General features: G+C 66.3%; 21 protein-coding genes. 15 read left to right on the top strand and 6 right to left on the bottom strand.

Annotation, left to right across the window (positions count from 1 at the left end; genetic code table 11):
- Positions 1–103: 103 nt before the first annotated feature.
- Positions 104–943 (bottom strand): outer membrane protein assembly factor BamD, encoded by an 840-nt coding sequence (locus U5A65_RS31815; RefSeq protein WP_415765986.1) that lies wholly within the window; start codon positions 941–943, stop codon positions 104–106.
- A 98-nt stretch (positions 944–1,041) separates the two neighbouring features.
- On the opposite strand from U5A65_RS31815, the gene U5A65_RS31810 reads away from it, so the two are divergent.
- The 6 genes from U5A65_RS31810 to phaR all read left to right on the top strand — a co-directional run bounded on the left by U5A65_RS31810 (position 1,042) and on the right by phaR (position 8,494).
- Positions 1,042–2,289: an RluA family pseudouridine synthase gene (locus U5A65_RS31810; protein WP_321948850.1), complete on the top strand. Its 1,248-nt coding sequence runs from the start codon at positions 1,042–1,044 to the stop codon at positions 2,287–2,289.
- Entirely contained in the window at positions 2,286–3,164 is an 879-nt protein-coding gene (pgeF, locus tag U5A65_RS31805) for a peptidoglycan editing factor PgeF (RefSeq protein ID WP_321948849.1), read from the top strand. Before U5A65_RS31810 ends, pgeF begins: the two co-directional genes overlap by 4 nt.
- 408 nt (positions 3,165–3,572) lie before the next feature.
- Positions 3,573–5,552 (top strand): class I poly(R)-hydroxyalkanoic acid synthase, encoded by a 1,980-nt coding sequence (gene phaC, locus U5A65_RS31800; protein ID WP_415765970.1) that lies wholly within the window; start codon positions 3,573–3,575, stop codon positions 5,550–5,552.
- A gap of 108 nt (positions 5,553–5,660) precedes the next feature.
- Positions 5,661–6,842 (top strand): acetyl-CoA C-acetyltransferase, encoded by a 1,182-nt coding sequence (locus U5A65_RS31795; RefSeq protein WP_321948847.1) that lies wholly within the window; start codon positions 5,661–5,663, stop codon positions 6,840–6,842.
- 156 nt (positions 6,843–6,998) lie between these two features.
- Positions 6,999–7,739 carry a 3-ketoacyl-ACP reductase gene (locus tag U5A65_RS31790; protein WP_321914780.1) on the top strand — a complete coding sequence of 247 codons (741 nt, stop codon included), beginning with the start codon at positions 6,999–7,001 and terminating at the stop codon, positions 7,737–7,739.
- 149 nt (positions 7,740–7,888) lie between these two features.
- The gene (gene phaR / locus U5A65_RS31785; protein WP_321914781.1) at positions 7,889–8,494 is read left to right on the top strand and encodes a polyhydroxyalkanoate synthesis repressor PhaR; all 606 of its coding nucleotides are present in this window, start codon (positions 7,889–7,891) and stop codon (positions 8,492–8,494) included.
- Between the two features lie 99 nt (positions 8,495–8,593).
- Here phaR and U5A65_RS31780 read toward each other — a convergent pair whose 3' ends face one another.
- Entirely contained in the window at positions 8,594–8,875 is a 282-nt protein-coding gene (locus U5A65_RS31780; protein ID WP_321948846.1) for a helix-turn-helix domain-containing protein, read from the bottom strand.
- 318 nt (positions 8,876–9,193) lie between these two features.
- On the opposite strand from U5A65_RS31780, the gene rimO reads away from it, so the two are divergent.
- The 5 genes from rimO to U5A65_RS31755 all read left to right on the top strand — a co-directional run bounded on the left by rimO (position 9,194) and on the right by U5A65_RS31755 (position 14,677).
- A complete protein-coding gene (rimO, locus tag U5A65_RS31775; RefSeq protein ID WP_321937642.1) occupies positions 9,194–10,531 on the top strand; it encodes a 30S ribosomal protein S12 methylthiotransferase RimO in 1,338 nt (445 codons plus the stop codon).
- Positions 10,532–10,536: 5 nt separating this feature from the next.
- Entirely contained in the window at positions 10,537–11,487 is a 951-nt protein-coding gene (locus U5A65_RS31770; protein ID WP_321948845.1) for a sugar kinase, read from the top strand.
- A gap of 47 nt (positions 11,488–11,534) precedes the next feature.
- Positions 11,535–12,719: a beta-ketothiolase BktB gene (bktB, locus tag U5A65_RS31765; protein WP_321914836.1), complete on the top strand. Its 1,185-nt coding sequence runs from the start codon at positions 11,535–11,537 to the stop codon at positions 12,717–12,719.
- Between the two features lie 54 nt (positions 12,720–12,773).
- The gene (locus tag U5A65_RS31760; protein WP_321948867.1) at positions 12,774–13,370 is read left to right on the top strand and encodes a hypothetical protein; all 597 of its coding nucleotides are present in this window, start codon (positions 12,774–12,776) and stop codon (positions 13,368–13,370) included.
- A 101-nt stretch (positions 13,371–13,471) separates the two neighbouring features.
- Positions 13,472–14,677 carry a cystathionine beta-lyase gene (locus tag U5A65_RS31755; protein ID WP_321914837.1) on the top strand — a complete coding sequence of 402 codons (1,206 nt, stop codon included), beginning with the start codon at positions 13,472–13,474 and terminating at the stop codon, positions 14,675–14,677.
- 81 nt (positions 14,678–14,758) lie between these two features.
- Here the strand turns inward: U5A65_RS31755 and serB are convergent, their stop codons facing one another.
- On the bottom strand, positions 14,759–15,598 hold the full coding sequence (gene serB, locus U5A65_RS31750; protein WP_321937637.1) for a phosphoserine phosphatase SerB: 840 nt from the start codon (positions 15,596–15,598) through the stop codon (positions 14,759–14,761).
- A gap of 372 nt (positions 15,599–15,970) precedes the next feature.
- Here serB and ligD point away from each other — a divergent pair, with 372 nt between their 5' ends.
- Positions 15,971–17,023, top strand: coding sequence for a non-homologous end-joining DNA ligase (gene ligD, locus U5A65_RS31745; RefSeq protein ID WP_321948844.1), 1,053 nt, complete (start codon positions 15,971–15,973; stop codon positions 17,021–17,023).
- A gap of 307 nt (positions 17,024–17,330) precedes the next feature.
- Positions 17,331–17,900 (top strand): DUF6013 family protein, encoded by a 570-nt coding sequence (locus tag U5A65_RS31740; protein ID WP_321914840.1) that lies wholly within the window; start codon positions 17,331–17,333, stop codon positions 17,898–17,900.
- Between the two features lie 66 nt (positions 17,901–17,966).
- Here U5A65_RS31740 and U5A65_RS31735 read toward each other — a convergent pair whose 3' ends face one another.
- Both U5A65_RS31735 and U5A65_RS31730 read right to left on the bottom strand, forming a co-directional pair.
- Positions 17,967–18,779, bottom strand: a complete 813-nt coding sequence (locus U5A65_RS31735) for an ABC transporter permease (protein ID WP_321948843.1) — start codon at positions 18,777–18,779, stop codon at positions 17,967–17,969.
- Positions 18,776–19,522, bottom strand: a complete 747-nt coding sequence (locus U5A65_RS31730) for an ATP-binding cassette domain-containing protein (RefSeq protein WP_321914842.1) — start codon at positions 19,520–19,522, stop codon at positions 18,776–18,778. Before U5A65_RS31730 ends, U5A65_RS31735 begins: the two co-directional genes overlap by 4 nt.
- Positions 19,523–19,645: 123 nt before the next feature.
- Here U5A65_RS31730 and U5A65_RS31725 point away from each other — a divergent pair, with 123 nt between their 5' ends.
- Positions 19,646–22,156 (top strand): AsmA family protein, encoded by a 2,511-nt coding sequence (locus tag U5A65_RS31725; RefSeq protein WP_321948842.1) that lies wholly within the window; start codon positions 19,646–19,648, stop codon positions 22,154–22,156.
- Positions 22,157–22,253: 97 nt separating this feature from the next.
- Here U5A65_RS31725 and U5A65_RS31720 read toward each other — a convergent pair whose 3' ends face one another.
- The gene (locus U5A65_RS31720; protein ID WP_321914844.1) at positions 22,254–22,754 is read right to left on the bottom strand and encodes a hypothetical protein; all 501 of its coding nucleotides are present in this window, start codon (positions 22,752–22,754) and stop codon (positions 22,254–22,256) included.
- A 502-nt stretch (positions 22,755–23,256) separates the two neighbouring features.
- Between U5A65_RS31720 and U5A65_RS31715 the strand changes: the two genes are divergently transcribed.
- Positions 23,257–24,909 (top strand): sensor histidine kinase, encoded by a 1,653-nt coding sequence (locus U5A65_RS31715; RefSeq protein ID WP_321948841.1) that lies wholly within the window; start codon positions 23,257–23,259, stop codon positions 24,907–24,909.
- Positions 24,910–24,932 lie beyond the last annotated feature (23 nt).

Raw genomic sequence — 24,932 nt, 5'->3', positions numbered from 1 at the left:
GCGGCGCAGGCGCGAAGCCTGCGCCGCCGCAGAAATAAAAAAACGCCACGGAAAACCGTGGCGTTTTGCTTTCCTGCGCGGCCTCAATGCAGAGGCGCGGCGATCACCAGATCTGCCACCAGGACTTGTCTTCCTTGCCAGGGCGCGCGTGACCGGTGATGTACGGGCTGTCCGGGAAGGTGCCGGCGAGCACGCGGCGCGTGTCTTCGGCGAGCTGCGGCTGATCGAGCTTCTGATACGACAGGATCATGATATGCAGCGCGTCTTCAATCGCCGGCGCGCTCTTGTAGTCCTGGATCGCGAGCTGCGCGCGGTTGATGGCCGCCACATAGGCGCCACGGCGGTAGTAGTAGTCGGCCGCATGTACTTCGTGCGAAGCGAGCGCGTTCACGATGTAACGCATGCGCTGGGCGGCGTCCGGGGCGTACTTGCTCTGCGGATACTTGTCGACCACGACCTTGAATGCGTCATACGACTCGCGCAGCGACTTCGGGTCGCGCTCGCTCATGTCCTGGCCCGAGAAGCGGCCGAACAGACCCAGGTCGTCGTTGAAGTGGATCATGCCCTTGAGGTAGTACGCGTAGGCGACGTCCGGGTGATCCGGGTGCAGCTGGATGAAGCGGTTGATCGCCTGGTCGGCGGCGTCGTTCTCGTTGTCCTTCCAGTTGCAGTAGGCTACGTTGATCTGCGCCTGCTGGGCGAAGTGGCCGAACGGGTCGCGGCCCTGAAGTGCTTCAAAATATTTCGCGCACTTGCCCCAGTCGCCGCCGGAGAGCGCATCCTGGGCCTCCGTATATAATTTGTTGTTGTTCCACGCTGCCGTTTCGTCGGTCTTTTCCGGCAGGCCGTGGCAGGCCGCGACGACGGCGATAGCCGCGCCGCAGACAGCCAGGCGAACGACGTTGCCAATCTTGCCGAGCAGGTTTGCTCGCGCCGCGCGCATTGCGTTTCGGTCCACCGCGTGTTGGGCCAGTTTCGTAATCGTGTTCAAGGCTCGCATTTATCCAGTCCAGCTTCAGGTCCACAGGTGACCCAGACTCAATGACCCGTACAGTTATTCCGGGGGCCGGCGCTCCCGGCGCCCAAAACAGCATCAGCGATTATAGCCTGGGCGATGCACCCGATGACGCAGCCGCCAGTGAGGCGTTCGACGACGAACTCGCAGGCGAGGGCGCCGGTCGCACCCCGCGTGCGCGCGCCGACGAGGCCCCGCGTTCGATTCAGGTGCCTGATGAGCTCGCGGGCGAGCGCCTCGACAAGGTGCTCGCCAAAGTATTTCCGGAATTTTCACGCAGCCGTTTGCAGGGCTGGATCGAGGAGCAGCGCGTGCGCGTGGACGGCAAGCCGGCCAAGGTGCGCCAGCCGGTGCCGCTCGGCGCGACCATCGAACTCGTGCCGGACCTCCTGCCCGAGCAGCTTGCGTTCACGCCCGAGCCGGTGCCGCTCGACATCGTCTATGAAGACGACGCCATCGTGGTCATCAACAAGCCCGCCGGGCTCGTCGTGCATCCGGCGGCGGGCAACTGGAGCGGCACGCTCCTCAACGGCCTCCTGCATCGCTATGGCGAAGCGGCGGCGGGGCTGCCGCGCGCCGGCATCGTCCATCGGCTCGACAAGGAAACGTCCGGGCTGATGGTCGTCGCGCGCACGCTGCAGGCGCAAACCGACCTCGTGCGCCAGCTGCAGGCGCGCACGGTCAAGCGCCGCTATCTCGCGCTCGTGTGGGGCAACATGGCCGACGAAGGCACCATCGACGCGCCGATCGGCCGCGACCCGCGCGAGCGCACGCGCATGGCGGTGGTGAAGGGTGCTTCGGGCAAGCCCGCGCGCACGCACTTCCGGCGTATCGACAAGACGCTCTGGCACAACCAGCCCGTGAGCGCCATTCATTGCGATCTGGAAACGGGGCGCACGCACCAGATTCGCGTGCACTGCGCGCATGTCGGCCATCCTTTGCTGGGCGATCCCGTGTATGGCCACGCGCGCGGCAAGCGCTCGGTCGCGGCGCTGCCCGACGGCTTTGCGCGCCAGGCGCTGCATGCGTGGCGCCTCGGCCTCGTTCATCCGGTCACGGGCCGCGCGATGCAATGGCGCGCCGAGGTGCCCGACGACCTCGACGCGCTGATCGAGGCGCTTGGCTTCGGCGGCAAAGAAGACGAGGACGAAGTCGGCTTCGATGAAGACATGTTCGACAGCGCCTACACCGACGAAGGCTACGTGATCGGCAGCGACGAAGACGATTACGAAGACGACGAAGACGATTCGCAAGACGAGGACAAGCACGCATGACGACCCGCCCGGAACTGACGTCCGACGATGTGTTGCATCCCGACTGGCAGGTTTCGCCGCGTGTGCGCGCGCTGGTCACGACGCGTAACGGCGGCGTGAGCGAGCCGCCATTCGGTCGTTGGCAGGCGGCGCAGGGCGGTGAAAGCGGTGAGGGCATCGATCTTCCCGGCGGCTTGAATCTGGGCCGCGGCTCCGGCGACGATCTCGCGCACGTCGAGGCGAACCGCGAACGGCTGCTCGCGCATGCGGGCGCGCCTGCCGCGTGGCTCAAGCAGATTCACGGTCCCGTCGTGGTCGACGCCGCAGCCGCGCTTGCCGCCGCGCGCAAGGGCGCGCCGCTCGAAGCCGACGCGAGCGTCACCGCCGAGCCCGGCATCGCCTGCACGGTGATGGTGGCCGACTGCATGCCCGTCCTGCTGTGCGATGGCGAGGGCCGCGCCGTAGGCGCCGCGCACGCGGGTTGGCGCGGGCTGGCTGCGGGCGTCATCGAGCGCACCGCCGAGCGCGTCGCCGCGCTCGCAGGCTGTGCGACTGCAGACCTCCACGCCTATCTCGGCCCCGCCATCGGGCCCACGGCCTTCGAGGTCGGTGCAGACGTGCGTGACGCGTTCATGACTCATGTGGAGCATGTCGATGCGGCACAACGCGACGCGCACCGCGCGGCCACCGCGGCGGCTTTCGTCGCGCGCCCCGAGGCAAGCGGAAAATACCTCGCCAATCTTCCCGCACTCGCGCGGCTGCGCCTCGCTACGCTCGGGGTGCGCCACGTCAGCGGCGGCGACATGTGCACGGTTACGCTGCGCGAGCGTTTCTACTCGTACCGGCGCGATCGCGTCACCGGCCGCATGGCCGCGTTGATCTGGCTTCACCCCTGACTTTGCCGCACCGCGCCGCCGTGACGCAACGCGGCGGCGCGTCGTGAACCGGACGATGATTTGTTGCGATGCAGCGATTCCCGCAAAGCGCCATGTGCCACCCAGCGCGCATCGAATCCCTATCTGCCGCATTGCACTGCAAGCGCTTGCCGCCACGGCGGATTTTTGTGCGCCAGACCGCACAACGATATGTCGCGACAGTTAAACAATTGATTACATCGGGAAAACGATAATTAAAAAAATATCGCAGCGCGGCAAAATCGGGCACAAGCATTGACACGCTTTGCAATGGGGAGCAAGAATGTCCCTCACCCACGGGACAGGTCGTGACGAGCGCCGCAACGGCGCCCGTATGCGTACCACCTGCCTCTCAACCAGTCCTTCGGGACACATCGGTCAAAAGCAGGCATGACGGCATCTCAACGTTCCAAGACTGCCCCGGGCTCGGGCGCTTCAACTGATGGTGCAACGCGCGGCAATCCGCCTTTCGCCCCCGACGCAGCAGGCATGCAGCACTATCTCGACGCGTGGACGAACGCCTGGAAGAGCGCCCTGAATGCTGCGCAGCAAACGGGCGGCGCGGCGCAGCAAGCACCTTTTGCGGGACTGGCTGCCAACTGGTGGCCGTCGGCGGGCAACGGTGCGTCGAGCAACCCCTTCGCTGCGGGTAACCCCTTCGCTGCGGGTAACCCCTTCGCTGCGGGTAACCCCTTCGCTGCGGGTAACCCCTTCGCTGCAGGCAATCCCTTCGGCGGCGCGAACCCGTTCGAAGGTTTCAAGCTTCCTACGGCGTCGATCGAACCTACACGGCTGCAGCATCTGCAGGCGGAATATTCGCGCGACGCGCTCGACTTGCTGCGCCAGGCCACCGACACCACGCCCAAAGCGCCCGAACTCAAGGACCGGCGCTTTAGCTCCGACGCCTGGAAGGCAACGCCCGCGTACGCGTTCACGGCGGCATGGTATCTGCTCAACGCGCGCTACCTGCATGAACTCGTCGACGCGATCGATACCGATCCGAAAACGCGCGAGCGCATTCGCTTCGCCGTGCAGCAGTGGACCGCGGCAGCCTCGCCCAGCAATTTCCTCGCGCTCAATCCCGACGCGCAAAGCGCCTTGCTCGAGACGCACGGCGAGAGCCTGCGCCAGGGTGTCATGAACCTGCTCGGCGACATGTCGCGCGGCAAGATCTCGCAAACCGACGAATCGCGCTTCGTGGTGGGCCGCAACCTCGCGACCACCGAAGGCTCGGTCGTGTTCGAGAACGCGCTCTTCCAGCTGATCCAGTACAAGCCGCGCACGGCCACCGTGCGCGAGCGGCCGCTCTTGATCGTGCCGCCGTGCATCAACAAGTACTACATCCTCGACCTGCAGCCCGAGAATTCGCTCGTTGCATATGCGCTCGAGCAGGGGCAGCAGGTGTTTCTCGTCTCCTGGCACAACGGTGACGCGTCGATCGCGGACCGCTCCTGGGACGACTACATCGAAGAGGGGGTGCTCACAGCGATCGAGACGACGCGCAGCATCAGCGAGCGCGAGCAGATCAACACGCTCGGCTTCTGCGTGGGCGGCACGCTGCTCGCTACGGCGCTGGCCGTGGCTGCGGCGCGCGGCGAACATCCCGCTTCGTCCATGACGCTGCTCACCGCGATGCTCGACTTCGGCGACACGGGCGTGCTCGACGTGTTCGTCGACGAAGCCCACGTGCAGATGCGCGAGCAGACCATCGGCGGCAAGAATGGCGGCACGCCGGGCCTCATGCGCGGCGTCGAGTTCGCCAACACGTTCTCGTTCCTGCGGCCCAACGATCTGGTCTGGAACTACGTCGTCGACAATTACCTGAAGGGACGTACGCCCGCGCCGTTCGACCTGCTGTTCTGGAACAGCGACTCGACGAGCCTGCCGGGGCCCATGTACGCGTGGTACCTGCGCAATACGTACTTGGAAAACAAGCTGCGCGAGCCCGGTGCGCTCACGGTGTGCGGCGAGGAAGTGGATCTTTCGCGCGTCGACGTGCCGACGTTCATCTACGGCTCGCGCGAGGATCACATCGTGCCCTGGCGCACGGCTTACGCTTCGGTGCCGCTGCTGTCCGGGCCGTTGAAATTCGTGCTTGGCGCGTCGGGGCATATTGCGGGCGTGATCAACCCGGCGTCGAAGAACAAGCGCAGCTTCTGGAGCATCGAGGCCGACGCGAAGCATTTGCCGGAAGACGCCGACGACTGGTTCGCCGCCGCCGAGGAGAAACCCGGCAGCTGGTGGCCGACCTGGGCCGAATGGCTCGAGCAGTACGGCGGCAAGAAGGTGAAGCCGCGTGCGCAAGCCGGCTCGGCGGAATTCCCCGAGATCGAGCCGGCGCCGGGGCGTTATGTGCAGCAACGCGATTGAAACGATCGAAGCGATTCGAGCGCTTGATCCGCTTGCTGCGGAATTCGGATTAACAACTTGACGGGCGGGGCGCATGGCGCGCCTTCAAGCCGCCCGGAGGATCTGGAAATGACTGACATTGTGATCGTTTCGGCCGCACGTACGGCAGTTGGCAAATTCGGCGGTTCGCTCGCGAAGGTGGCGGCGCCCGACCTGGGTGCGATCGTCATCAAGGCTGCGCTCGAGCGCGCAGGCGTGAAGCCGGAGCAGGTGAGCGACGTGATCATGGGTCAGGTGCTGACCGCCGGTTCGGGCCAGAACGTGGCGCGCCAGGCGTCGATCAAGGCGGGCCTGCCCACGGCCGTTCCCGCCATGACGATCAACAAGGTGTGCGGCTCGGGCCTGAAGGCCGTGATGCTGGCTGCGAACGCGATCATCGCGGGCGACTCGGACATCGTCGTGGCCGGCGGCCAGGAAAACATGAGCGCCGCGCCGCACGTGCTGCCGGGCTCGCGCGACGGCTTCCGCATGGGCGATGCGAAGCTGATCGACAGCATGATCGTCGACGGCCTGTGGGACGTGTACAACCAGTACCACATGGGCGTGACGGCGGAAAACGTCGCGAAGGAATACGGCATCACGCGCGAGGAGCAGGACGCGTTTGCGGCGCTTTCGCAGAACAAGGCCGAAGCGGCGCAGAAGGCGGGCCGCTTCGACGCGGAAATCGTGCCGGTGGCGATTCCGCAGCGCAAGGGCGAGCCGCTGCAGTTCGCGACCGACGAGTTCGTGCGCCACGGCGTGACGGCTGAGTCGCTCGCGGGCCTGAAGCCGGCGTTCAACAAGGAAGGCACGGTGACGGCGGCCAACGCCTCGGGCCTGAACGACGGCGCGGCCGCGGTCGTGGTGATGTCGGCGAAGAAGGCCGAAGCGCTGGGCCTCACGCCGCTCGCGCGCATCAAGGCGTATGCAAGCGGCGGTGTGGACCCGAAGATCATGGGCATGGGCCCGGTGCCGGCCTCAAAGCGTGCGCTGGAGCGCGCGGGCTGGTCGGTGAACGACCTCGATCTCATGGAGATCAACGAGGCCTTTGCCGCGCAGGCGCTGGCCGTGAACAAGCAGATGGGCTGGGACACGTCGAAGATCAACGTGAACGGCGGGGCGATTGCGATCGGTCACCCGATCGGCGCGTCGGGCTGCCGGATTCTCGTGACGCTGCTGCACGAAATGCAGCGCCGCGATGCGAAGCGCGGTCTCGCCTCGCTGTGCATCGGCGGCGGCATGGGCGTGGCGCTCGCGCTCGAGCGCGCTTGATAGCGCTACATGCGATTGCCGGGGGGCGCTGTTAGCAGCGGCTAGCGGTTCGCCCCGGCGCTGCGAGCAACGCGTGGCGCGGGTGGTGGCAGCGGGAAGGAGCGAGGCCAGGGCCGTCGAAGGGCGCGCCAGGAAAACGATAATGGAGTGTGGTTTATGTCAGAGCGTATTGCGTATGTAACGGGCGGGATGGGCGGCATCGGGACCGGCATTTGCCAGCGCCTCGCCAAGCAGGGCTTCACGGTGATCGCCGGCTGCGGCCCGAATTCGCCGCGCCGCGTGAAATGGCTGGAAGACCAGAAGGCGCTCGGTTACGACTTCATCGCCTCGGAAGGCAACGTGGGCGATTGGGATTCGACGCGCCAGGCATTCGACAAGATCAAGGCCGAAGTCGGCGAAATCGATGTGCTCGTGAACAACGCCGGCATCACGCGCGACGTGGTGTTCCGCAAGATGACGCGCGAAGACTGGACGGCCGTGATCGACACCAATCTCACGAGCCTCTTCAACGTGACGAAGCAGGTGATCGACGGCATGGTCGAGCGCGGCTGGGGCCGCATCATCAACATCTCGTCGGTGAACGGCCAGAAGGGTCAGTTCGGCCAGACCAACTATTCCACGGCCAAGGCCGGCATTCACGGCTTCACCATGGCGTTGGCTCAGGAAGTGGCGACCAAGGGCGTGACGGTCAACACCGTTTCGCCGGGCTATATCGGCACGGACATGGTGAAATCCATCCGTCCCGACGTGCTGGAAAAGATCGTCGCGACGATTCCCGTGCGCCGCCTCGGCGCACCCGAGGAAATCGCGTCGATCGTGGCGTGGCTCGCGTCCGACGAGTCAGGCTTTGCAACCGGTGCTGACTTCTCGCTGAATGGCGGGTTGCACATGGGCTGATCCCGAGCGCAGCGCGCTTGCAGGGAGCGCGCCAAGCTGGGATCGAGGACGGCAGCGGGCCTGTTTGCTCACCGGGGCAGGCCGTTTCCGGGCTAGACCAACGCGCGACGGCAACGGCCGTCGCGCGTTGGCGCTAACAAGGGCGACACATGACGACTACAAAGAAAACCGCCGAACGTCTCATCAAGAAGTATCCGAATCGTCGGCTGTACGACACGGAGACGAGCACGTACATCACGTTGACGGACGTGAAGCAACTCGTGCTGGAGCAGGAAGAGTTCAAGGTCATCGACGCGAAGACCAACGAGGATCTGACGCGCAGCATCTTGCTGCAGATCATTCTCGAAGAGGAAAGCGGCGGTCTGCCGATGTTCTCGTCGTCGATGCTGTCGCAGATCATCCGTTTCTACGGCCATGCGATGCAGGGCATGATGGGCACCTACCTGGAAAAGAACATCCAGGCGTTCATCGACATCCAGAACAAGCTCGCGGATCAGTCGAAGAGCCTTTACGAAGGCAACGCGATGAACCCCGAGGTCTGGTCGCAGTTCATGAACATGCAGGCGCCGATGATGCAGGGCATGATGACGAGCTACATCGAGCAGTCGAAGAACATGTTCGTGCAAATGCAGGAGCAGATGCAGAACCAGGCGAAGAACATGTTCAGTAGCTTCCCGTTCAAGCCCGTGACGCCGGGCGGCGCGGCGGCACCGGCACAGGGTGCACCCGCGGACGACGAGCAAGAGAAGAAGTAAGCGGCGCGACGCACACGGCGGGTGGCGCGCGCTGGCAAGGCGCGGCGCGCCGTGGCGAAGCGTTGCCTCGCGAGCACGCCCCCCATTGGGCCGCCGTCTTCAGGCGCTTTGCAGCGCCCGCAAGGCTTCAGGGTGCGCCACGGCCAGGCGCAACAGGGTTTGCGCGGCGCCCGTCGGCTGGCGCCGGCCTTGCTCCCAGTCCTGTAGCGTACGCGTGGAAACGCCCAGCAGCGCAGCGAAGGCGCTTTGCGAGAGTCCGGCACTTGCACGCGCGAGCGAGGCGGCGGTGGGTTGGCCGCGCGTGACGCGCGCTGTGCCGGCTTTCGTCTGACGCACCGGTTTCAGCAAATCGGCCTGAAACGCGTCCATTGTCTTTTTCATATTCGCGCTCTCCACGCAGCCGGTAGAAGGATGTGCTTGATCGCGCGCAATGCGCACCGGGCGAAAATTATCCCGACGCGCAGCTGGCAGGCGAGCCATAGCTGAACGAAGTTTGATCCTGCCCATATTTCATCCGACCCCGGCGCGTGCGGGTGCGTGTCTACCATGCTGCGCCGCACGATACGCCAAACGGGTAAAATGGCGGATTGGCTTGACCCTCGCGCGGCGCAACGAACGCCCTGCGCCCCACATCTGGATGTACACGTGAAAAACCCTGTTGAATCAACGACCTCCCGCAATCCTGCTCCGCGCGTCGGGATGGTTTCCCTCGGCTGCCCGAAGGCGCTTGTCGACTCCGAGCAGATCATTACCCAGCTGCGCGCCGAGGGTTACGAAATCTCGGGGTCTTACGACGGTGCGGACCTCGTCGTCGTCAACACGTGCGGCTTCATCGACGAAGCCGTGCAGGAGAGCCTCGACGCCATTGGCGAAGCGCTTTCCGAGAACGGCAAGGTGATCGTGACCGGTTGTCTCGGCAAGAAGGCGAGCGCGAGCGGGTCGAACCTGATCGAAGAAGTGCATCCGAAGGTGCTCGCCGTGACGGGCCCGCACGCGGTGGGCGAGGTCATGCAGGCGGTGCACAGCCACCTGCCCAAGCCGCACGACCCGTTCGTCGATCTCGTGCCGGCCGCCGGCATCAAGCTCACGCCGCGCCATTACGCGTACCTGAAGATCTCCGAAGGCTGCAATCACCGCTGCACGTTCTGCATTATCCCGTCGATGCGCGGCGACCTCGTGTCGCGCCCGGTCGCCGAGGTCATGCTCGAAGCGGAAAACCTCTTCAAGTCCGGCGTGAAGGAACTGCTCGTGATCTCGCAGGACACGAGCGCTTACGGCGTGGACGTGAAGTACCGCACCGGTTTCTGGAACGGCAAGCCGATCAAGACGCGCATGACCGACCTCGTTGCCGCGCTCGGCGAACTGGCTGCGCAATACGGCGCCTGGGTGCGCCTGCACTACGTCTACCCGTATCCGAGCGTGGACGAAGTCATTCCGATGATGGCCGAAGGTCCGTTCAAGGGTCACGTGCTGCCGTATCTCGACGTGCCGTTCCAGCACGCTCACCCTGAAGTCCTCAAGCGCATGAAGCGCCCCGCGAACGCGGAGAAGGTCATGGAGCGCGTGAAGGCCTGGCGCGAGATGTGCCCCGATCTCACGATCCGCAGCACGTTCATTGCCGGTTTCCCTGGCGAAACGGAAGAGCAATTCGAAACGCTGCTCGACTTCATCCGCGAGGCCGAACTCGACCGCGTAGGCTGCTTCGCTTATTCGCCGGTTGAAGGCGCAACGGCGAACGAACTCGACGGCGCGTTGCCCGACGAGGTGCGTGAGGAACGCCGCGCACGCTTCATGGAAGTCGCGGAGGAAGTCTCGGCCAAGCGTATTCAGCGCAAGGTCGGCAAGACGCTCAAGGTGCTGATCGACGAGATCAACGCCGACGGCGGCATTGGCCGCACCGCGGCGGATGCGCCCGAGATCGACGGCGTGGTCTATGTCGCGCCGGCGACCAAGGCGTCGAAGCGCTACAAGGTCGGCGACTTCGTTTCGGTGAAGATCACCGGCGCGGACGGCCACGACCTCTGGGGCGAGGTCTGAGCGGCATGACGAGCGTCGCCCCGCAAGTCCTCGCTTATGGCGAGGCCATGGTCGAGTTCAACCAGGCGTCGAAAGACCGCCCCGAGTATTTACAGGGCTTCGGCGGCGATACGTCGAACTTCGCCATCGCGGCGGCTCGCCAGGGCGCGCGCACGGGCTTCGTCTCGGCGGTCGGCGACGACCATTTCGGACGCCTCCTGACCGACCTTTGGACGCGCGAAGGCGTCGATACCTCGACGGTGCGCGTGGACGCGACGGCGCCCACTGGCGTCTACTTCGTCTCGCATGGCCCGAGCGGCCATGCCTTCGACTATCTGCGCAAAGGGTCGGCCGCGAGCCGGTACACGCCGCGCGATCTGCCGCTCGACACCATTGCGGCTGCGCGCGTGCTGCATCTTTCCGGCATTAGCGTGGCGATCAGCGACAGCGCCTGCGACGCGGCGCTCGCCGCTGTCGAGCATGCGCGCGCCAACGGCGTGCGCGTGAGCTTCGACACCAATCTGCGCCTGAAGCTGTGGCCACTCGCGCGGGCGCGCGCCGTGATGAACGAGGTGCTGCGGCTCACCGATATCTGCCTGCCTAGCTGGGACGACGTGGCGGTACTCACGGGCCTCGAAGACCGCGACGCGATTGTCGATTACCTGCTCGCGCGCGGCGCTCGTGTGGTTGCGCTCAAGCTGGGCAAGGACGGCGCCTACGTCGCGACGCCCGACGAGCGGCGCGTCGTGCCTGGCCACGTGGTCGCAGCCGTGGACGCCACGGGCGCGGGCGACTGCTTTGGCGGCGCATTCGTCGCGCGCCTCGCGGCCGGCGACGAACCGTTCGCGGCGGCACGCTATGCGAACGCGGCCGCCGCGCTTTCGACGCTGGGTTTTGGCGCCGTGGCGCCTATTCCTTATCGCGAGGACGTCGAGCGCTTGCTCGCCGATGGCCCTCCGGGCGCAACGCGCCAATAACGCGCCAATAACGAGATTCATCCAATCAGGAAGAGAGGAGTGAGACTATGGAACGCGAAGTAGTGGTGGCAAGCGGTGTGCGTACGGCAATCGGCGACTTCGGCGGCAGCCTGAAGGACTTCTCCCCGACGGATCTCGGTGCACGCGTGGTGCGCGAGGTGCTCTCGCGGGCGAACGTTGAGGGCGACGCGGTCGGTCACGTGGTGTTCGGCAACGTCGTGCACACGGAGCCCAAGGACATGTATCTCGCGCGTGTGGCCGCGATCAACGGCGGCGTTGCGCAGCACGCGCCGGCGCTGACCGTGAACCGCCTGTGCGGCTCGGGCCTGCAGGCGATCGTGTCGGCTGCGCAAACCATTTTGCTCGGCGACGCCGACATCGCGATCGGTGGCGGCGCGGAGAACATGAGCCGCGCGCCGTACTCGATGCCGGCCGCGCGTTTCGGCCAGCGCATGGGCGACACGCAACTCGTCGACATGATGATCGGCGCGCTGCACGACCCGTTCCAGACGATCCATATGGGCGTGACGGCGGAAAACGTCGCGAAGAAGTTCGGCATCACGCGCGAGGCGCAGGACGCGCTTGCGCTCGAATCGCACCGCCGTGCGGAGCGCGCGCTCGCCGAAGGCCGCTTCAAGGATCAGATCCTTCCTGTCTCGATCAAGTCGAAGAAGGGCGAAGTGCTGTTCGACGCCGACGAACACGTGCGCCACGGCGCCACGCTGGAGGACTTCTCGAAGCTCAAGGCGGTGTTCGCGAAGGAGAACGGCACGGTCACCGCGGGCAACGCGTCGGGCATCAACGACGCGGCGGCCGCCGTGCTGCTGATGAGCGCCGACGCCGCTCGTGCGCGCGGTGTGAAGCCGCTCGCGCGCCTCGTCTCGTATGCGCATGCGGGCGTCGATCCGGCGTACATGGGCATCGGCCCGGTGCCGGCCACGCAGAAGGCGCTCGAGCGCGCAGGCCTGAAGGTCAGCGACCTCGACGTCATCGAGGCCAATGAAGCCTTCGCGGCGCAGGCCTGTGCGGTTTCGCAGGAACTCGGGCTCGACCCGGCCAAGGTCAATCCGAACGGTTCGGGCATCTCGCTCGGCCACCCGATCGGCGCGACCGGCGCGCTCATCACCGTGAAGGCGCTGTATGAACTGCAGCGTATCGGGGGGCGCTACGCGCTCGTGACGATGTGTATCGGCGGCGGCCAGGGCATTGCGGCCATCTTCGAACGCATCTGATACACGCCACGCCCCGCCAGCTGTGCAAGTGAAGGAAGGATTCAGATGGAAGCAATGACGCAAGCACAGCGGCCGCCGCGCGCGGCCGCCCGACGGGGCGGCGCGATCAAGGCGCGCGGCTGGATTGCCGCCGCGGCCGCGGCTGCGGTGGTCATGGCGCTCGCGCTGCCGCTCGCGGCGCGCGCGCAGGACGCGAGCGCGCCGCCGCCCGCCAAGGCCACGCTCAAGCCGAACCCCGAGTTCGCGAAGCTGCCGCAATACGTCGGCACGCTCGGTAACCGTCAGATCGTCATGCGCCTCGGCGCAAAAGCCGGCGACGACGACCCCACTGGCGTGCATGGCGAATATCAGTTCACGGATACGGGCGAGGTGGTCCTGATCGCGGGCGACCGCGCGGAGGCCACGCTCGAAGCCGAGGACTCGAACGACGGCACGCATATCTCCGGCAACTGGGTGGGCACGTTCGCCGAAGACGGCTCGCTGTCGGGCGACCGCATGGATCCGGACGACTCGCACCCGGTCCCCTTCGATCTGAAGCCGCTCGCGGCGGGGGCTGCGGCGCCCGCCGTGTCGACTGGCGCGGCGAGCGCATCGACGCCGAACGGCGCGCACGCCGTGAACGGCGTGAGCAATCTCGTGATCGGGCAATAAGCGCCGCTACGGGTGTTACTCTTCGCTATGCGGCGTCGCGCGCGTCTTTCGCGCAGGCCCGCGCCGCAACGTTCTCGCGCCTCAACCGAATTCGCTCCAACATGACCCAATCCGACTCCCGCCGCGCGTTGCAGACGCGCATCATTCACCCGCAAGACGACCTCACGCCCGGCTTCGAATCGTTTGCCGCGCCGGTCACGCGGGCTTCGACCGTGGTGTTTCCCGACCTCGCTTCGGTGCGCGCGCTCGACTGGCGCAACGACGCGCAATGGCGCTACGGCCTGCACGCCACGCCCACCTCGGCCATGCTGCAAAAGCGCATCGCCGAGATCGAAGGCGGCACACATGCGCTGCTGCAACCCTCGGGACTCTCGGCCATCTCGAATGTCTACTTCGGACTGCTGAAGTCAGGCGACGACGTGCTGATTCCCGATAACGTCTATTCGCCGAACCGCGATCATGGCGACTGGCTCGCACGCGATTTCGGCCTCACGGTGCGCTACTACGATCCGATGATCGGTGCGGGCATCGCCGAGCTGATCCAGCCGAACACGAAGCTGATCTGGCTGGAAGCACCGGGCTCGGTGACGATGGAAGTGCCCGACGTGCGCGCGATCACCGCGGCGGCGCGCGCGCGCAACGTGGTGACGGCCATCGACAACACGTGGTCGGCAGGCCTTGCCTTCAAGCCGTTCGAGCACGGCATCGACATTTCGGTGCAGGCGCTCACCAAGTATCAGTCGGGGGGCAGTGACGTGCTGATGGGCGCAACCATCACCGCCGACCGCGATCTTTATCTCAAGCTCAAGGCCGCGCGCATGCGCCTTGGCATTGGCGTTTCGGTCGACGACTGCTCGCTCGTGCTGCGCGCGCTGCCGAGCATGAAGGCGCGCTTCGAGGCGCACGATCGCACCGCGCTCGCACTCGCAGGCTGGCTCAAGTCGCGCCCCGAAATCGCGGCGATGCTGCACCCGGCGTTCGAAGATTGCCCGGGCCACGAGTTCTACAAGCGCGACTTCACGGGCGCGGGCGGCCTTTTCTCCGTGGTGTTCGACGAGCGTTACAGTGCGGCGCAGATCGACACGTTCTGCGAGTCGCTCGAGCTCTTCGCGTTGGGCTGGAGCTGGGGCGGGGCGCATAGCCTCGCCATGCCGTACGACGTCGGTTCGATGCGCACGGCAGCGAGCTGGCCGCATCGCGGCACGCTGGTGCGCTTCTACATCGGCCTCGAAGAAGAGGCCGATCTGCGCGCCGACATCGAGCGCGCGCTCGCAAGGCTTGCGGAAAAAGCAAGTACGCCTGAATAATCCGCGCGAAACAACAACGGCCGCTCGCGTCCACGAGGACACGAGCGGCCGTTGTCTTTTCTAACCGCGGCGCAATCCCGATCAGAACAGACGCAGCAAGCCGTCGAGCCCGACGAAGTTGAACGCGACGCTCGCGGCCTCGCGCACCACCGGCTTCGCGCGGAACGCAACCGACAAACCCGCTACGCCCATCATCTTGAGGTCGTTCGAGCCGTCGCCCATCGCGATTGCGCGGCCTGGCTCGATGCCGATCTGCGCACAGGTTTCGGCAAGCGTACGCGCCTTCACGTCGGCGTTGACGATCTCGCCGGTCACGCGTCCCGTGAGTTTTCCGTCGACGATTTCGAGCGAGTTCGCGCGCGTGTAGTCGAGCCCGAGACGCGCCTTCAGGCGCTCGGTGAAGAACGTGAAGCCGCCGGACACGAGCAGCGTTTTCAGGCCCGCTGCCTTCGCGCCCGCGAGCATCTGCTCGGCGCCCGGCGAGAGCTGCAGTCGCTCTTCATACACACGCTCCAGGGCGCTCGCGTCGAGCCCCTTGAGGAGCGCCACGCGGCGCGTGAGGCTTTCGTTGAAGTCCTTGATCTCGCCGCGCATCGAAGCTTCGGTAATCGCCGCGACCTCGGCCTTGAGGCCGCAGAAGTCCGCGATTTCGTCGATGCATTCGATCGTGATGAGCGTCGAGTCCATGTCCATCGCCACGAGGCCGAAATCGGCCAGCGTGCGCTCCGCTTCGACGAATGCGTAGTCGAGCTGGTGCGTGCCGCAGTAGACCTCGAGGTCGGCGCGCTGGGCCGGCTCGGCATGCTCGATGCGGACCGCGTGAGCGTCGATCGGCGTGAGGCGGCTGCCGCGGGCGAGGCCGAGAAGCGGCTTGTGATGGACGGTGTCGAGCGGGGCGGGACTCTGGATGACGAGGTTCATGGCAGGACGGGCAAAGCCGACGCACGGCGTCGTCGGATTGATCGGATGAAATCGGATGAAAAAGGGCGCAGTCGCGCGTGCAAGAGCCGGAATTGCGCTCTGCAGTGCGCGGCAAAGCCCGTCATTGTAACTTCCCGCCGATCGCAACGGTCGTCTGCCACGTTCGCCGCGGGCTTCTCCTCATGGCAGATATTTCCCCGTTTTTCGGCACACGCTTGCGATCACCTTGCAGCGACGAAAGCGCTCATTCGAGGCACAATGAAAGCTCGTGCGGCAGTCTGACGGGGGCGGCTGCCGCGTGCCGTCAACCGAACGTGTCGCGACTCGCGTCGCGCGACGCGTCATGTGCGCGAGGGCGCCAGGGGAACCGGTATGCAGGACGCTCGCAAGGCCCCAACCAGGACATCTGCCCGAACGCCGCGCGGCGAGCGGGCCTCGAACTCGGACGCCGCCGCGCCGGCCACGCCTGCCCCGTCCGTGCACCGCTTGCCTCGAACCACACGGCGCCGGCGTGACGACTCGGCCGAAACCGAAATCGACGGTATACGCATCACGAGTGCGAGACGCGTTATCGATGCCGACAGCGGCACGCACAAGCTCGAACTCGTGCGCTACTACGCGCGCGCTGTGGGCTGGATTCTGCCGCAACTGCGCGATCGCCCCGTGTCGCTCGTGCGCGCACCGCGCGGCTTGAGCGGCGAGATGTTCTTCCAGCGCCACTGTGGGCGGGCGCCGCTGCCCGAACTCACCGAGCACGAAGGGCTCGACCCGGGCCATCCGCCGCTGCTCACGATCGATACAGCGCGCGCGCTGGTGAGCGCCGCGCAGATGGACGTTATCGAGTTGCACACCTGGAACGCCAGCGTCCACGACATCGAGCGGCCCGATCGGGTTGTCTTCGACCTCGACCCCGATCCGGCGCTGGGCTGGGACCGCGTGATCGAGGCGGCGCAGTCCACGCGTGCACTGCTTGCGGAACTCAAGCTCGAGTCATTCTGCAAGACGAGCGGCGGCAAGGGGCTGCATATCGTCGTGCCGCTCACGCCGGAGGCGGGCTGGGAGGACGCGAAGGCATTCGCCCGTGCGGTTGCGCAGCATCTGGCCGCGGTCTGGCCCACGCAGATCACGGCCACTATGGGCCCAGAGCACCGCAAGAAGAAGATCTTCATCGACTATCTGCGCAATGCGCGCGGCGCGAGCACGGCGCTCGCGTATGGCGTGCGGGCGCGCCCGGGCATGGGCATATCCGTGCCGATCGGCTGGGACGAACTGGAGGCGACGACGGGGGGCGCGCAATGGACGCTTGCAACCATCGACGCGCGTCTCGCCCGGATCGAGCAGGCTGATCCCTGGGGGGCCTATGGAAGCGTTCGGCAGAAGTTGACGGCGGAGCTGACGCTGAGTCTGGAGTCAACCGGCAAGTAGTGAAGCCGTGAGCGTGAGGATGTTTTGCGCGCCGCCTATGCACAACGGATCGTCGATGCCGATGAAGTACGGCGCATGACCACGCACAGACGGACAGCAAGCAAATTACCCGCGATGACAAGCAGGATAAAACCTGGTCCGTTCGATGCATGCGCTCGGCGCAAGGCAGCGCGCGGCGCGCTAGACTGCTAACAGACCATCCGCCGCACGGGAGCGGTGCGTCGTACCGGCTTTTCGCGGCTTGCCGCGTTCGTTGCGTACGCCGCCATTGCCCACGGGCGCGGCCGTTCCCGCCAGGAGGTGACGCATGCCTTGCCGCAGCTCCCGCCATACTCGCCGCCGTCGCGCGGCGCTCGTCCCGTTCGTCCTAGCCGCGTCTTGCGTCATCGCGCTGCCCGCGCTCGCGGCCACGCCGATCACGGTCACCTCGAAGGCCGCGACCGACGGGCCGATCCGCTACACGGTACGGGTCGTGTCGAAGGCGTTCGGCGACGCTCAGGAGACCCGCACGCTGCGCTCGGGCGACACCGACGACTTCACGTGGCGCACCACGCCGCCGGGCGGCGCAGTCGCGACGCCGCAAGGCTGCCCGGACTACGCCTCGTTGCCGCTCGACGCGAACGGCGCGATGGTCAGGCAGACCCAGGTTCGCCTTGCGCCAATCGTCGCGAGTAACGGCACGGCCACCGTGCAGGTGAGCTTCCGCGCCCAGGCGCCGCACGGGACGCAAACGGTGTCGAGCAACGGCGCATCGCTTACGTGTCCTGCTGTGGTTGCGCATAGCGAGGTCGCGCACCTCACGATGCCCACCAATGGCACTGCGAAAACGCTCAAGCTCAGCGACGGCACGCAGATCACGATCTCGGCGCAGCGCTAAAGCGCGCCGTAAGCGGGATGGCCGGCGTAGCGCGTAAAGCATCGAGCGCGGGCCGGCCGCACACGTCTAGGCGCGTGCCTTGCGCTCGATAAGCCGCGCCGCGAGAAAGCGGTGTTCCGGCGAGAAGAGGCGCCGGTACGCGAGCAGCACCGCGCCCACCGTGCCGAGCGCCGACGAAGCCGCGATCAGGAACATGATCACGATCTGATAGCGCACGGCTTGCAGCGGCGATTGTCCCGCGAGCACCTGACCCGTCATCATGCCGGGCAGGCTCACCACACCGACCACGGCCATCTGGTTGAGCGTCGGGATCATGCCGGCGCGCACCGCCTCGCGGGCGCTAGCCTGCGCGGCCTCCCAGCGTGTCGCGCCGAGCGCGAGCGCACTCTCCACACGGTCGCGCCGCGCGGTCAGCTCCTGCATCATGCGCTCCACGCCGAGCGATACGCCCGTGAGCGTGTTGCCGAGAATCATGCCGAGGATCGGAATCGCATATTGCGGCTCGTACCACGGCCGGATGCGGATCACCACGAAAAGCCCGACTGCCGCCACGAGCCACGCGCTCACCCAGATCGACACGATGCTGTCCGCGCGTTGCCCGCCATACGTGCGTGCGCCGCGCTGCGCCCCGGCGAAACCGGCGATCAGCGTCATGAGCGCCATCAGCGGCAGCACGACGTACCAGCGGTTGAATGCGAACACCCAGCCGAGCACATAGCCGATCGCGAGCAACTGCACGACGGTGCGCACGGCGGCCCACGCCAGCTTGCGCTCGAGGTCGAGCTTGAGCAGCACGGAGACCGCGCCGTTGACGAACACGAGCAGCGCCGCGATGGCGACGTCGCCGATGCCGAGGTTCTGCAGTACGCCGGGGCTCATTGTGCGGCTCCCTGAGTGAATGCCGCGCGCGTGGCGGGTTCTTCGAGCACGCCCGCGCGCATTGTCAGATGCCGCTCGCCCACGCGCTGTGCCTGGGCGGGATCGTGCGAAACCCAGACCGTGGCGCGCGCTGTGCGCGCCTCGTCGAACCAGCCGGCCACCAGCGCCTCGACGGCGCGCGCCGATTCGGGGTCGAGAGAGGCGGTCGGCTCGTCGAGCAGCAGCGCTTCGGGATCGAGCTGGAGCACGCGCACGAGTGCCACGATTTGCGCTTCGCCGCCCGAAAGCTCGGAGGTATCGCGCGCGAGGAAGTCGCTGGAACGGCCAATGGCGGCGAAGAGGGCGTTCGCGCGTGCCGCGTCGAATCGCGCGTCGCGGTAAGCCGCTAGCGTATAGGGGTAGCGCAGGTTGTCTTCGACGCTGCCGTCCAGCAGCGCGGGCCGCTGCCGCAGGTACGCAATATGCCGCCGATACTGGGCGATGCGCCCGCGCGTGACCGGTTTGCCGTGCCAGCGCACCTCGCCGCCGTCGAGCGGGTCGAGCAGCGCGAGCGCGCGCAGGAACACGCTTTTGCCGGAGCCGGACGGGCCCGCCAGCACGGCGCGCTCGCCCGCTAGCAGCGCGAAATCGGTGGGATGCAGCAGCCACTGGCCGCGTTGCGCGTCGCGCCGGGCGATCTGGCGGGCCTCGACGAGCGGCGCGCCATCGGCGTGGAGTGGGGGGAGTGGGTTGTGCTTGAGCATCGAAAGATTGCAAACATGTCGGGTACGACAAGGCGTGCGAAACAGTATGTAACCGGGCACGCTGACTGCTCTTGCGGTATTGCAACATGGCAGGCCGACAACAACGCATAACGTGGAGTCCGCATGACGTCACCGCAGCCCAAGCCCTTTAACCTTGGCCGCACGCTCGCCAGGATCATCGCATGGCTCGTCGCGGTTGTCGTCGTGTTGGTTGCGGTGCTCGTCGTTTTCATCCTGACGTTCGACTGGAACCACGCCAAACCCTACGTAAACGAAAAGGTCACCGAAGCCATCGGGCGGCCGTTTGCGATCGAAGGCGATCTCAAGGTGGGCTGGCAGAGGCCGCCCGGCGAAACGGGCTGGCGCGCGTGGGTGCCCTGGCCGCGCTTTTCGGCCACGCAGATCGCGATCGCCAATCCCGACTGGACGAAGTCCCCGCATTTCGCCACGCTCGACGCAATCGACTTCGAGGTGGCCGTGCTGCCGCTGCTGGCTCACGACATCGTGATTCCGGCAATCAATCTCGTGAATCCGTCGATCGACGTCGAGCGTCTTGTCGACGGGCGCAACAACTGGACCTTCAAGCTGCCCGCCTCGAGCGGGCCTTCGACGTGGCGGCTCGACCTGCACGACATCACGTTCTCGAGCGGCAATATCGCCGTGAGCGACCAGCAGACGAAAACCGACGTGAAGATCGCGGTGAGCCTGCTTGGGCAGGGCATCCCGATCGGCAAGGTGATGGAGGAGCAGGAAGCGGCGTCGCGCGAGGGCTCTGCGCAGGTCATAGGGCGCGCGGGCGCGAACCGCCTGACACAGCAGGTCAATAAGCAGGCTTCGGAGGCGGCGGCCGCCAGTGCGCCTAGTGCGACCAGCGAGGCGAGCGCAGCGGCGGCTTCGGGCAAGGCGGGCGTAACAAGCGCGCCTGCAACGGGCTCGCAAACGCTCGCCGCGCGCAGTGCCAACAGCGCCAGCGGCGTAATCGCCGGCTCGGGTGCCGCGCCCGCACAGCCGCTCACGCAAGAGCCGTTCTACGCGATCGGCTGGACGATCAAGGGCACGTACGGCAAGACGGCGCTCGCGGGCAGCGGCAAGCTCGGCGGCGTGCTCGCCCTGCAGGACGCGAAGCGTCCGTTCCCGATTCAGGCCGACATGCGCGCGGGCGACCTGCACATCGCGCTGGTCGGCACGCTCACCGACCCGACGCACCTGGCCGCCGTCGATCTGCGCCTATGGCTGCAGGGACAAAGCCTGGCGCATCTGTACAACCTCACCGGCGTGACGCTGCCCGAAACGCCGCCGTATGCCACGGAAGGCCACTTCGTCGGCAATTTCAGGCGCGGCGCGAGCGTGTTCCGCTATGAGAACTTCACGGGCCGCGTGGGCGGCAGCGACCTGAACGGCACGGTGGTGTACCAGCAGCGCACGCCGCGGCCGCTCCTGAGCGGCGAACTGGTTTCGAACCTGCTGCAGTTCTCGGACCTCGCGCCGATCATCGGCGCAGACAGCACGGCGAGCAAGGCAAAGCGCGGCGACACCGTTGCGCAGCCGGCCGATCGCGTGATCCCGGTCGAGCCGTTCCGCACCGACCGCTGGAGCGCAATCGACGCCGACGTCAAGTTTACGGGCCGGCGCATCATCAAGCAGGGCAGCTTGCCGGTTCAGGACCTCTACGCGCACGTCATGCTGACGAACGGCGTGCTCGTGCTCGATCCGCTGCAGTTCGGTGTGGCGGGCGGCACGCTCGGCACACGTGTTTCGCTCGACGGCAGCGGCGCGCCGCTCAAGGCGCGCGGCACGCTGGAGGCGCGTCACCTGAAGCTCAAGCAGCTATTCCCGAACTTCAAGACGATGCAGTCGGCGCTCGGCGAGATCAACGGCGACGCTTCGCTTACGGCGACCGGCAACTCGCCGGCGGCGCTCGCCTCGACCTCGAACGGCGAGGTGAAGCTGCTTGTCACGCAGGGCACGATCAGCCGATTGCTCATGGAGGCGGCGGGCCTGAACGTGGCGAACGTGGTGTACGAGAAGCTGTTCGGCACGCGCGACGTGAATATCAACTGTGCGGCGGCCGACTTCGTCGCCACCAACGGCGTGCTCGATCCGCGCGTGTTCGCGCTCGACACCGACGACGCGGTGATCAACATCGACGGCCCGATCGACCTGCGCGACGAATCGATGAACATGAAGGTCCATCCGCATACGAAGGGCTTTCGCATTTTCACGCTGCGCTCGCCGCTCTACGTGAGGGGCACATTCAAGAACCCGCACGTAGGCGTGGATGCGACGGCGCTCGCGCTGCGCGGCGGCGCGATGATCGGGCTCGGACTTATCAACCCGTTCGCCGCGCTGATTCCGCTCATCGCGCCGAGCAACAACAAGCCGCTGCCATGCGACGCGCTGTTCGCGCAGATGCGTGAACATCCCGTGGCGCCGCCGCCGGGCCAGAAAATGCGCGCGCTGCCGAAGCCGGACCTCGCAAGCGCAGGCGCGGGCGCGAGCGCCGCTGCGGCGACGGATAAGGGCAATAAAGGGGAAGGGGGCGTGAAAGCGAGCCCGGCCACGCGCGACGCGCCGTCGCCAGCCTCGACTGCAACGCCGACGCAAGGGCAGCAGCCGCTCTACAAGGGAAGCTGATTCGGGAAGCTGAAGCGGAAAAACCGCTGCGCCGGGTGTATCGACCCGGCGCAGCGGTGCAGTGAACTTCGTTGAGCGCGCCGACCTGGCGCAACGACTAGCGCAACGAGCGCGGCGCCGTGTCGCCGGCGGCGTCCTGGCGGCGCGTGACGCGGCGGGTGGTCATGGTCGGACGTGCCGCACCGAACTCGGGCAGGACCCGGCTGCGTGCGCGGCTCGCGAACACAAGAAAGCCGAAGCCGTCCGCTTCATACCAGTAACCGCCGTTCTCGAGGCCTTCGATCGGCTGCTCGAGCGCGTGAGCGATCGATTCGATGCAGCGCTTGCGCAATTCACTCGTGCCCGGATACGGCGGCTGCGCTCCGCGCACGCTGCACAGGAGCACATCGAGCCCCGGCAGGATATGCGCATAGAGCACGGGCTCGTCCTGCGCGCGTGCTCGCGCGATCTTGGTATCGAGTTGGCCGAACGGCTTGAAGTGGCTCAGCACGGCGAGAAATGACTCGTCGCCGTCAGCCTTGACGCGTTTGCGCTTTTTCGGGAAGGACATAAAAATTCGCCTGAAAAAGGTGGATTGCAGTACACGCAGCGTTCCCATGCGACCACTCCCGGACTGGTGCGCCGCACGTCGATCCTTTATAGCACACGGATTTGCTGCGTTCACGAGGATAGAGATGGGGACGGTCCGCTCTTGCGGCGCGCGGAGCGCCTGAAGCGATCCGGACCTGCGCGGCCCGCCTGCTGCCCCTCTTTCAAAACCCTCATTGCGTTCGCAAACGCCATGCCGGATCGCACGTCGCGCTCATGTAGATATCCCGGCGCTCTCTCGCTCGTCTCCGTCTCAATAATAGACCTGTGTGTGCGCTCGGTGTGGCGAATTGCCGCAAAAAAACGGGTTTTCCGCGACTCAACGTGTGTGGTGTCACATACATTGTCATCCTGAAAAATCGCGCAGATAATGTTGCGGTTCTGTTGCCCGCGGTTGTCCGGGGCGCCTCGGGCCGATTGGCGTTGCGTGGGTGCATGCCGCGGGACGCATTGCAAATAAACTGGCGAAAAGCACGGCGCGCCGCCCAGACCCGCCACCGAAGCAGGCCAACATGAAACTCTTCGCCAAGGGGCTCTTGCTGATCGCGATTCCGAGCGTCGTCGAACTGGCGCTGCTCGGCGTCGTGTTCGACACCCAGGGAAAGGCCGCGCTCGCGGCCAAACGCGCCGAAAACACGCAGCAAATCCTTTGGCAAGCCAACAGTCTCGTCGACCCGCTGCTGCGCGAAGCCGCGCGCGTGCGCACGGGCATCGTGCTCGAAGATCCTTCATTCATCGATCGCCACGCCGTCTGGACCGAGTTCGCCGACCGCATCACGTTGCTCGCGCGTATGGTCGCCGACAATCCTCCCCAACTCGCGCGCGTCGAGCATATGCGCAACGCCGCCTATGCATGGCGCAAAGAAGCGGGTGAAATTGCCGATGCACTACGCATGGGTCGCAGCACGTCGTTCGCTCAGGTGGCGGGCAACGGCATGCCTCCGGAGATCGAGACGGTGCGCGAAGTGCTCGGCGACTTCATCGCCGAGGAAACGCGGCTCGACGAGGCCCGCGCGGCCATGCTGCGCGAGACGCGCGAGCGCCAGCAGGACGCGCTGATCTTCGCGGTGGTGGGCTCGATGCTGATCTGGGGGTTCACGGCCATGGCGTTCGCACGCAACGTGGGCGTGCGCCTTGCCGCGCTCAGCGCGAACGCCGAGCGCCTTGGGGAAAGTGCGCCGCTTGCGCCGCCGCTCACGGGCAACGACGAAATCGCCGCGCTCGATGCGGTGCTCCATCAGACGAGCGCGCAGCTGCGCGTGGCCGAGCGCGAGCAGGCCGCGCTGAAGGCGCAGCTCCAGGCGCGCGCCGCGGACCTCGCGAGCGCCAACGAACATCTGCGCCAGGAGAGTCAGGACAACGAGATGTTCATCTACAGCGTCTCGCACGATCTGCGCTCGCCGCTCGTGAACCTGCAGGGCTTTTCGAAGGAGCTGCAGGTATCGTGCGACGACTTGCGCGCCCAGGTCGACGCGGCGGGCTTGCCCGAGCACGAGCATCGCGCGATGACCGAAGTGCTCGACGGCGACGTCGACGAATCGTTGCAATTTCTGCGGCAGGCGGTGGCGCGCGCAGCGGCGATCATCGACGCGCTGTTGCGTCTCTCTCGCGCCGGGCGCCTTGAATACCGTTGGCAGCGCGTGAACGTGGCGCGGCTCGTCGAGCGCGTGCTGGGCGGCCTCTCCGAGGAACGCGCGCAGGCGGCGCGCATCGAGGTGGGCGAGCTGCCGCCCGCCTGGGGCGATCCGGCGGCCATTGAACAGATATTCGGCAACCTCATCGAGAATGCGTTGCACCATCTCGATCCCGCGCGCCCGGGCCGGGTCGAGATCGGTGCGCTCGCTGCCGCTAGCGAATCCGCCGACGGAGCCGGCAAAAGCGCGGGCAAGGATGCAGGAAAAACAGGGGCAGCGGAGCCTCTCGAGCGTACGCGGACTTATTTTGTGCGCGACAATGGCGTTGGTATCGCGCAAGCGTATCTGCCCAAGCTGTTCCGCGCGTTTCAGCGGCTGCACGGCGGCGAATCGCCCGGGCAGGGCACGGGCCTCGCGCTCGCCAAGCGGATTGTGGAGCGGCACGGCGGGCGCATCTGGGTGGAATCGGCCGAGGGCGCGGGCTCGACGTTCTTCGTCGCGCTGCCTGACCAGCCGTTGCGCACCACATAGCGGGCACTCGGGCGCGCCTGCCG

Origin of the sequence: Paraburkholderia sp. J10-1, from assembly GCF_905220165.1 — a bacterium.
GTDB lineage: Bacteria > Pseudomonadota > Gammaproteobacteria > Burkholderiales > Burkholderiaceae > Paraburkholderia.
Note: the sequence above shows the minus strand (reverse complement) of the source record. Positions and strands in the feature narration are given on the sequence as shown.

Bases quoted from the DNA above. Each gene is read 5' to 3' on its own strand.
- U5A65_RS31815 (WP_415765986.1), bottom strand. From the start codon at position 943: ATGCGCGCGGCGCGAGCAAACCTGCTCGGCAAGATTGGCAACGTCGTT.
- U5A65_RS31810 (WP_321948850.1), top strand. From the start codon at position 1,042: ATGACCCGTACAGTTATTCCGGGGGCCGGCGCTCCCGGCGCCCAAAAC.
- pgeF (WP_321948849.1), top strand. From the start codon at position 2,286: ATGACGACCCGCCCGGAACTGACGTCCGACGATGTGTTGCATCCCGAC.
- phaC (WP_415765970.1), top strand. From the start codon at position 3,573: ATGACGGCATCTCAACGTTCCAAGACTGCCCCGGGCTCGGGCGCTTCA.
- U5A65_RS31795 (WP_321948847.1), top strand. From the start codon at position 5,661: ATGACTGACATTGTGATCGTTTCGGCCGCACGTACGGCAGTTGGCAAA.
- U5A65_RS31790 (WP_321914780.1), top strand. From the start codon at position 6,999: ATGTCAGAGCGTATTGCGTATGTAACGGGCGGGATGGGCGGCATCGGG.
- phaR (WP_321914781.1), top strand. From the start codon at position 7,889: ATGACGACTACAAAGAAAACCGCCGAACGTCTCATCAAGAAGTATCCG.
- U5A65_RS31780 (WP_321948846.1), bottom strand. From the start codon at position 8,875: ATGAAAAAGACAATGGACGCGTTTCAGGCCGATTTGCTGAAACCGGTG.
- rimO (WP_321937642.1), top strand. From the start codon at position 9,194: ATGGTTTCCCTCGGCTGCCCGAAGGCGCTTGTCGACTCCGAGCAGATC.
- U5A65_RS31770 (WP_321948845.1), top strand. From the start codon at position 10,537: ATGACGAGCGTCGCCCCGCAAGTCCTCGCTTATGGCGAGGCCATGGTC.
- bktB (WP_321914836.1), top strand. From the start codon at position 11,535: ATGGAACGCGAAGTAGTGGTGGCAAGCGGTGTGCGTACGGCAATCGGC.
- U5A65_RS31760 (WP_321948867.1), top strand. From the start codon at position 12,774: ATGACGCAAGCACAGCGGCCGCCGCGCGCGGCCGCCCGACGGGGCGGC.
- U5A65_RS31755 (WP_321914837.1), top strand. From the start codon at position 13,472: ATGACCCAATCCGACTCCCGCCGCGCGTTGCAGACGCGCATCATTCAC.
- serB (WP_321937637.1), bottom strand. From the start codon at position 15,598: ATGAACCTCGTCATCCAGAGTCCCGCCCCGCTCGACACCGTCCATCAC.
- ligD (WP_321948844.1), top strand. From the start codon at position 15,971: ATGCAGGACGCTCGCAAGGCCCCAACCAGGACATCTGCCCGAACGCCG.
- U5A65_RS31740 (WP_321914840.1), top strand. From the start codon at position 17,331: ATGCCTTGCCGCAGCTCCCGCCATACTCGCCGCCGTCGCGCGGCGCTC.
- U5A65_RS31735 (WP_321948843.1), bottom strand. From the start codon at position 18,779: ATGAGCCCCGGCGTACTGCAGAACCTCGGCATCGGCGACGTCGCCATC.
- U5A65_RS31730 (WP_321914842.1), bottom strand. From the start codon at position 19,522: ATGCTCAAGCACAACCCACTCCCCCCACTCCACGCCGATGGCGCGCCG.
- U5A65_RS31725 (WP_321948842.1), top strand. From the start codon at position 19,646: ATGACGTCACCGCAGCCCAAGCCCTTTAACCTTGGCCGCACGCTCGCC.
- U5A65_RS31720 (WP_321914844.1), bottom strand. From the start codon at position 22,754: ATGGGAACGCTGCGTGTACTGCAATCCACCTTTTTCAGGCGAATTTTT.
- U5A65_RS31715 (WP_321948841.1), top strand. From the start codon at position 23,257: ATGAAACTCTTCGCCAAGGGGCTCTTGCTGATCGCGATTCCGAGCGTC.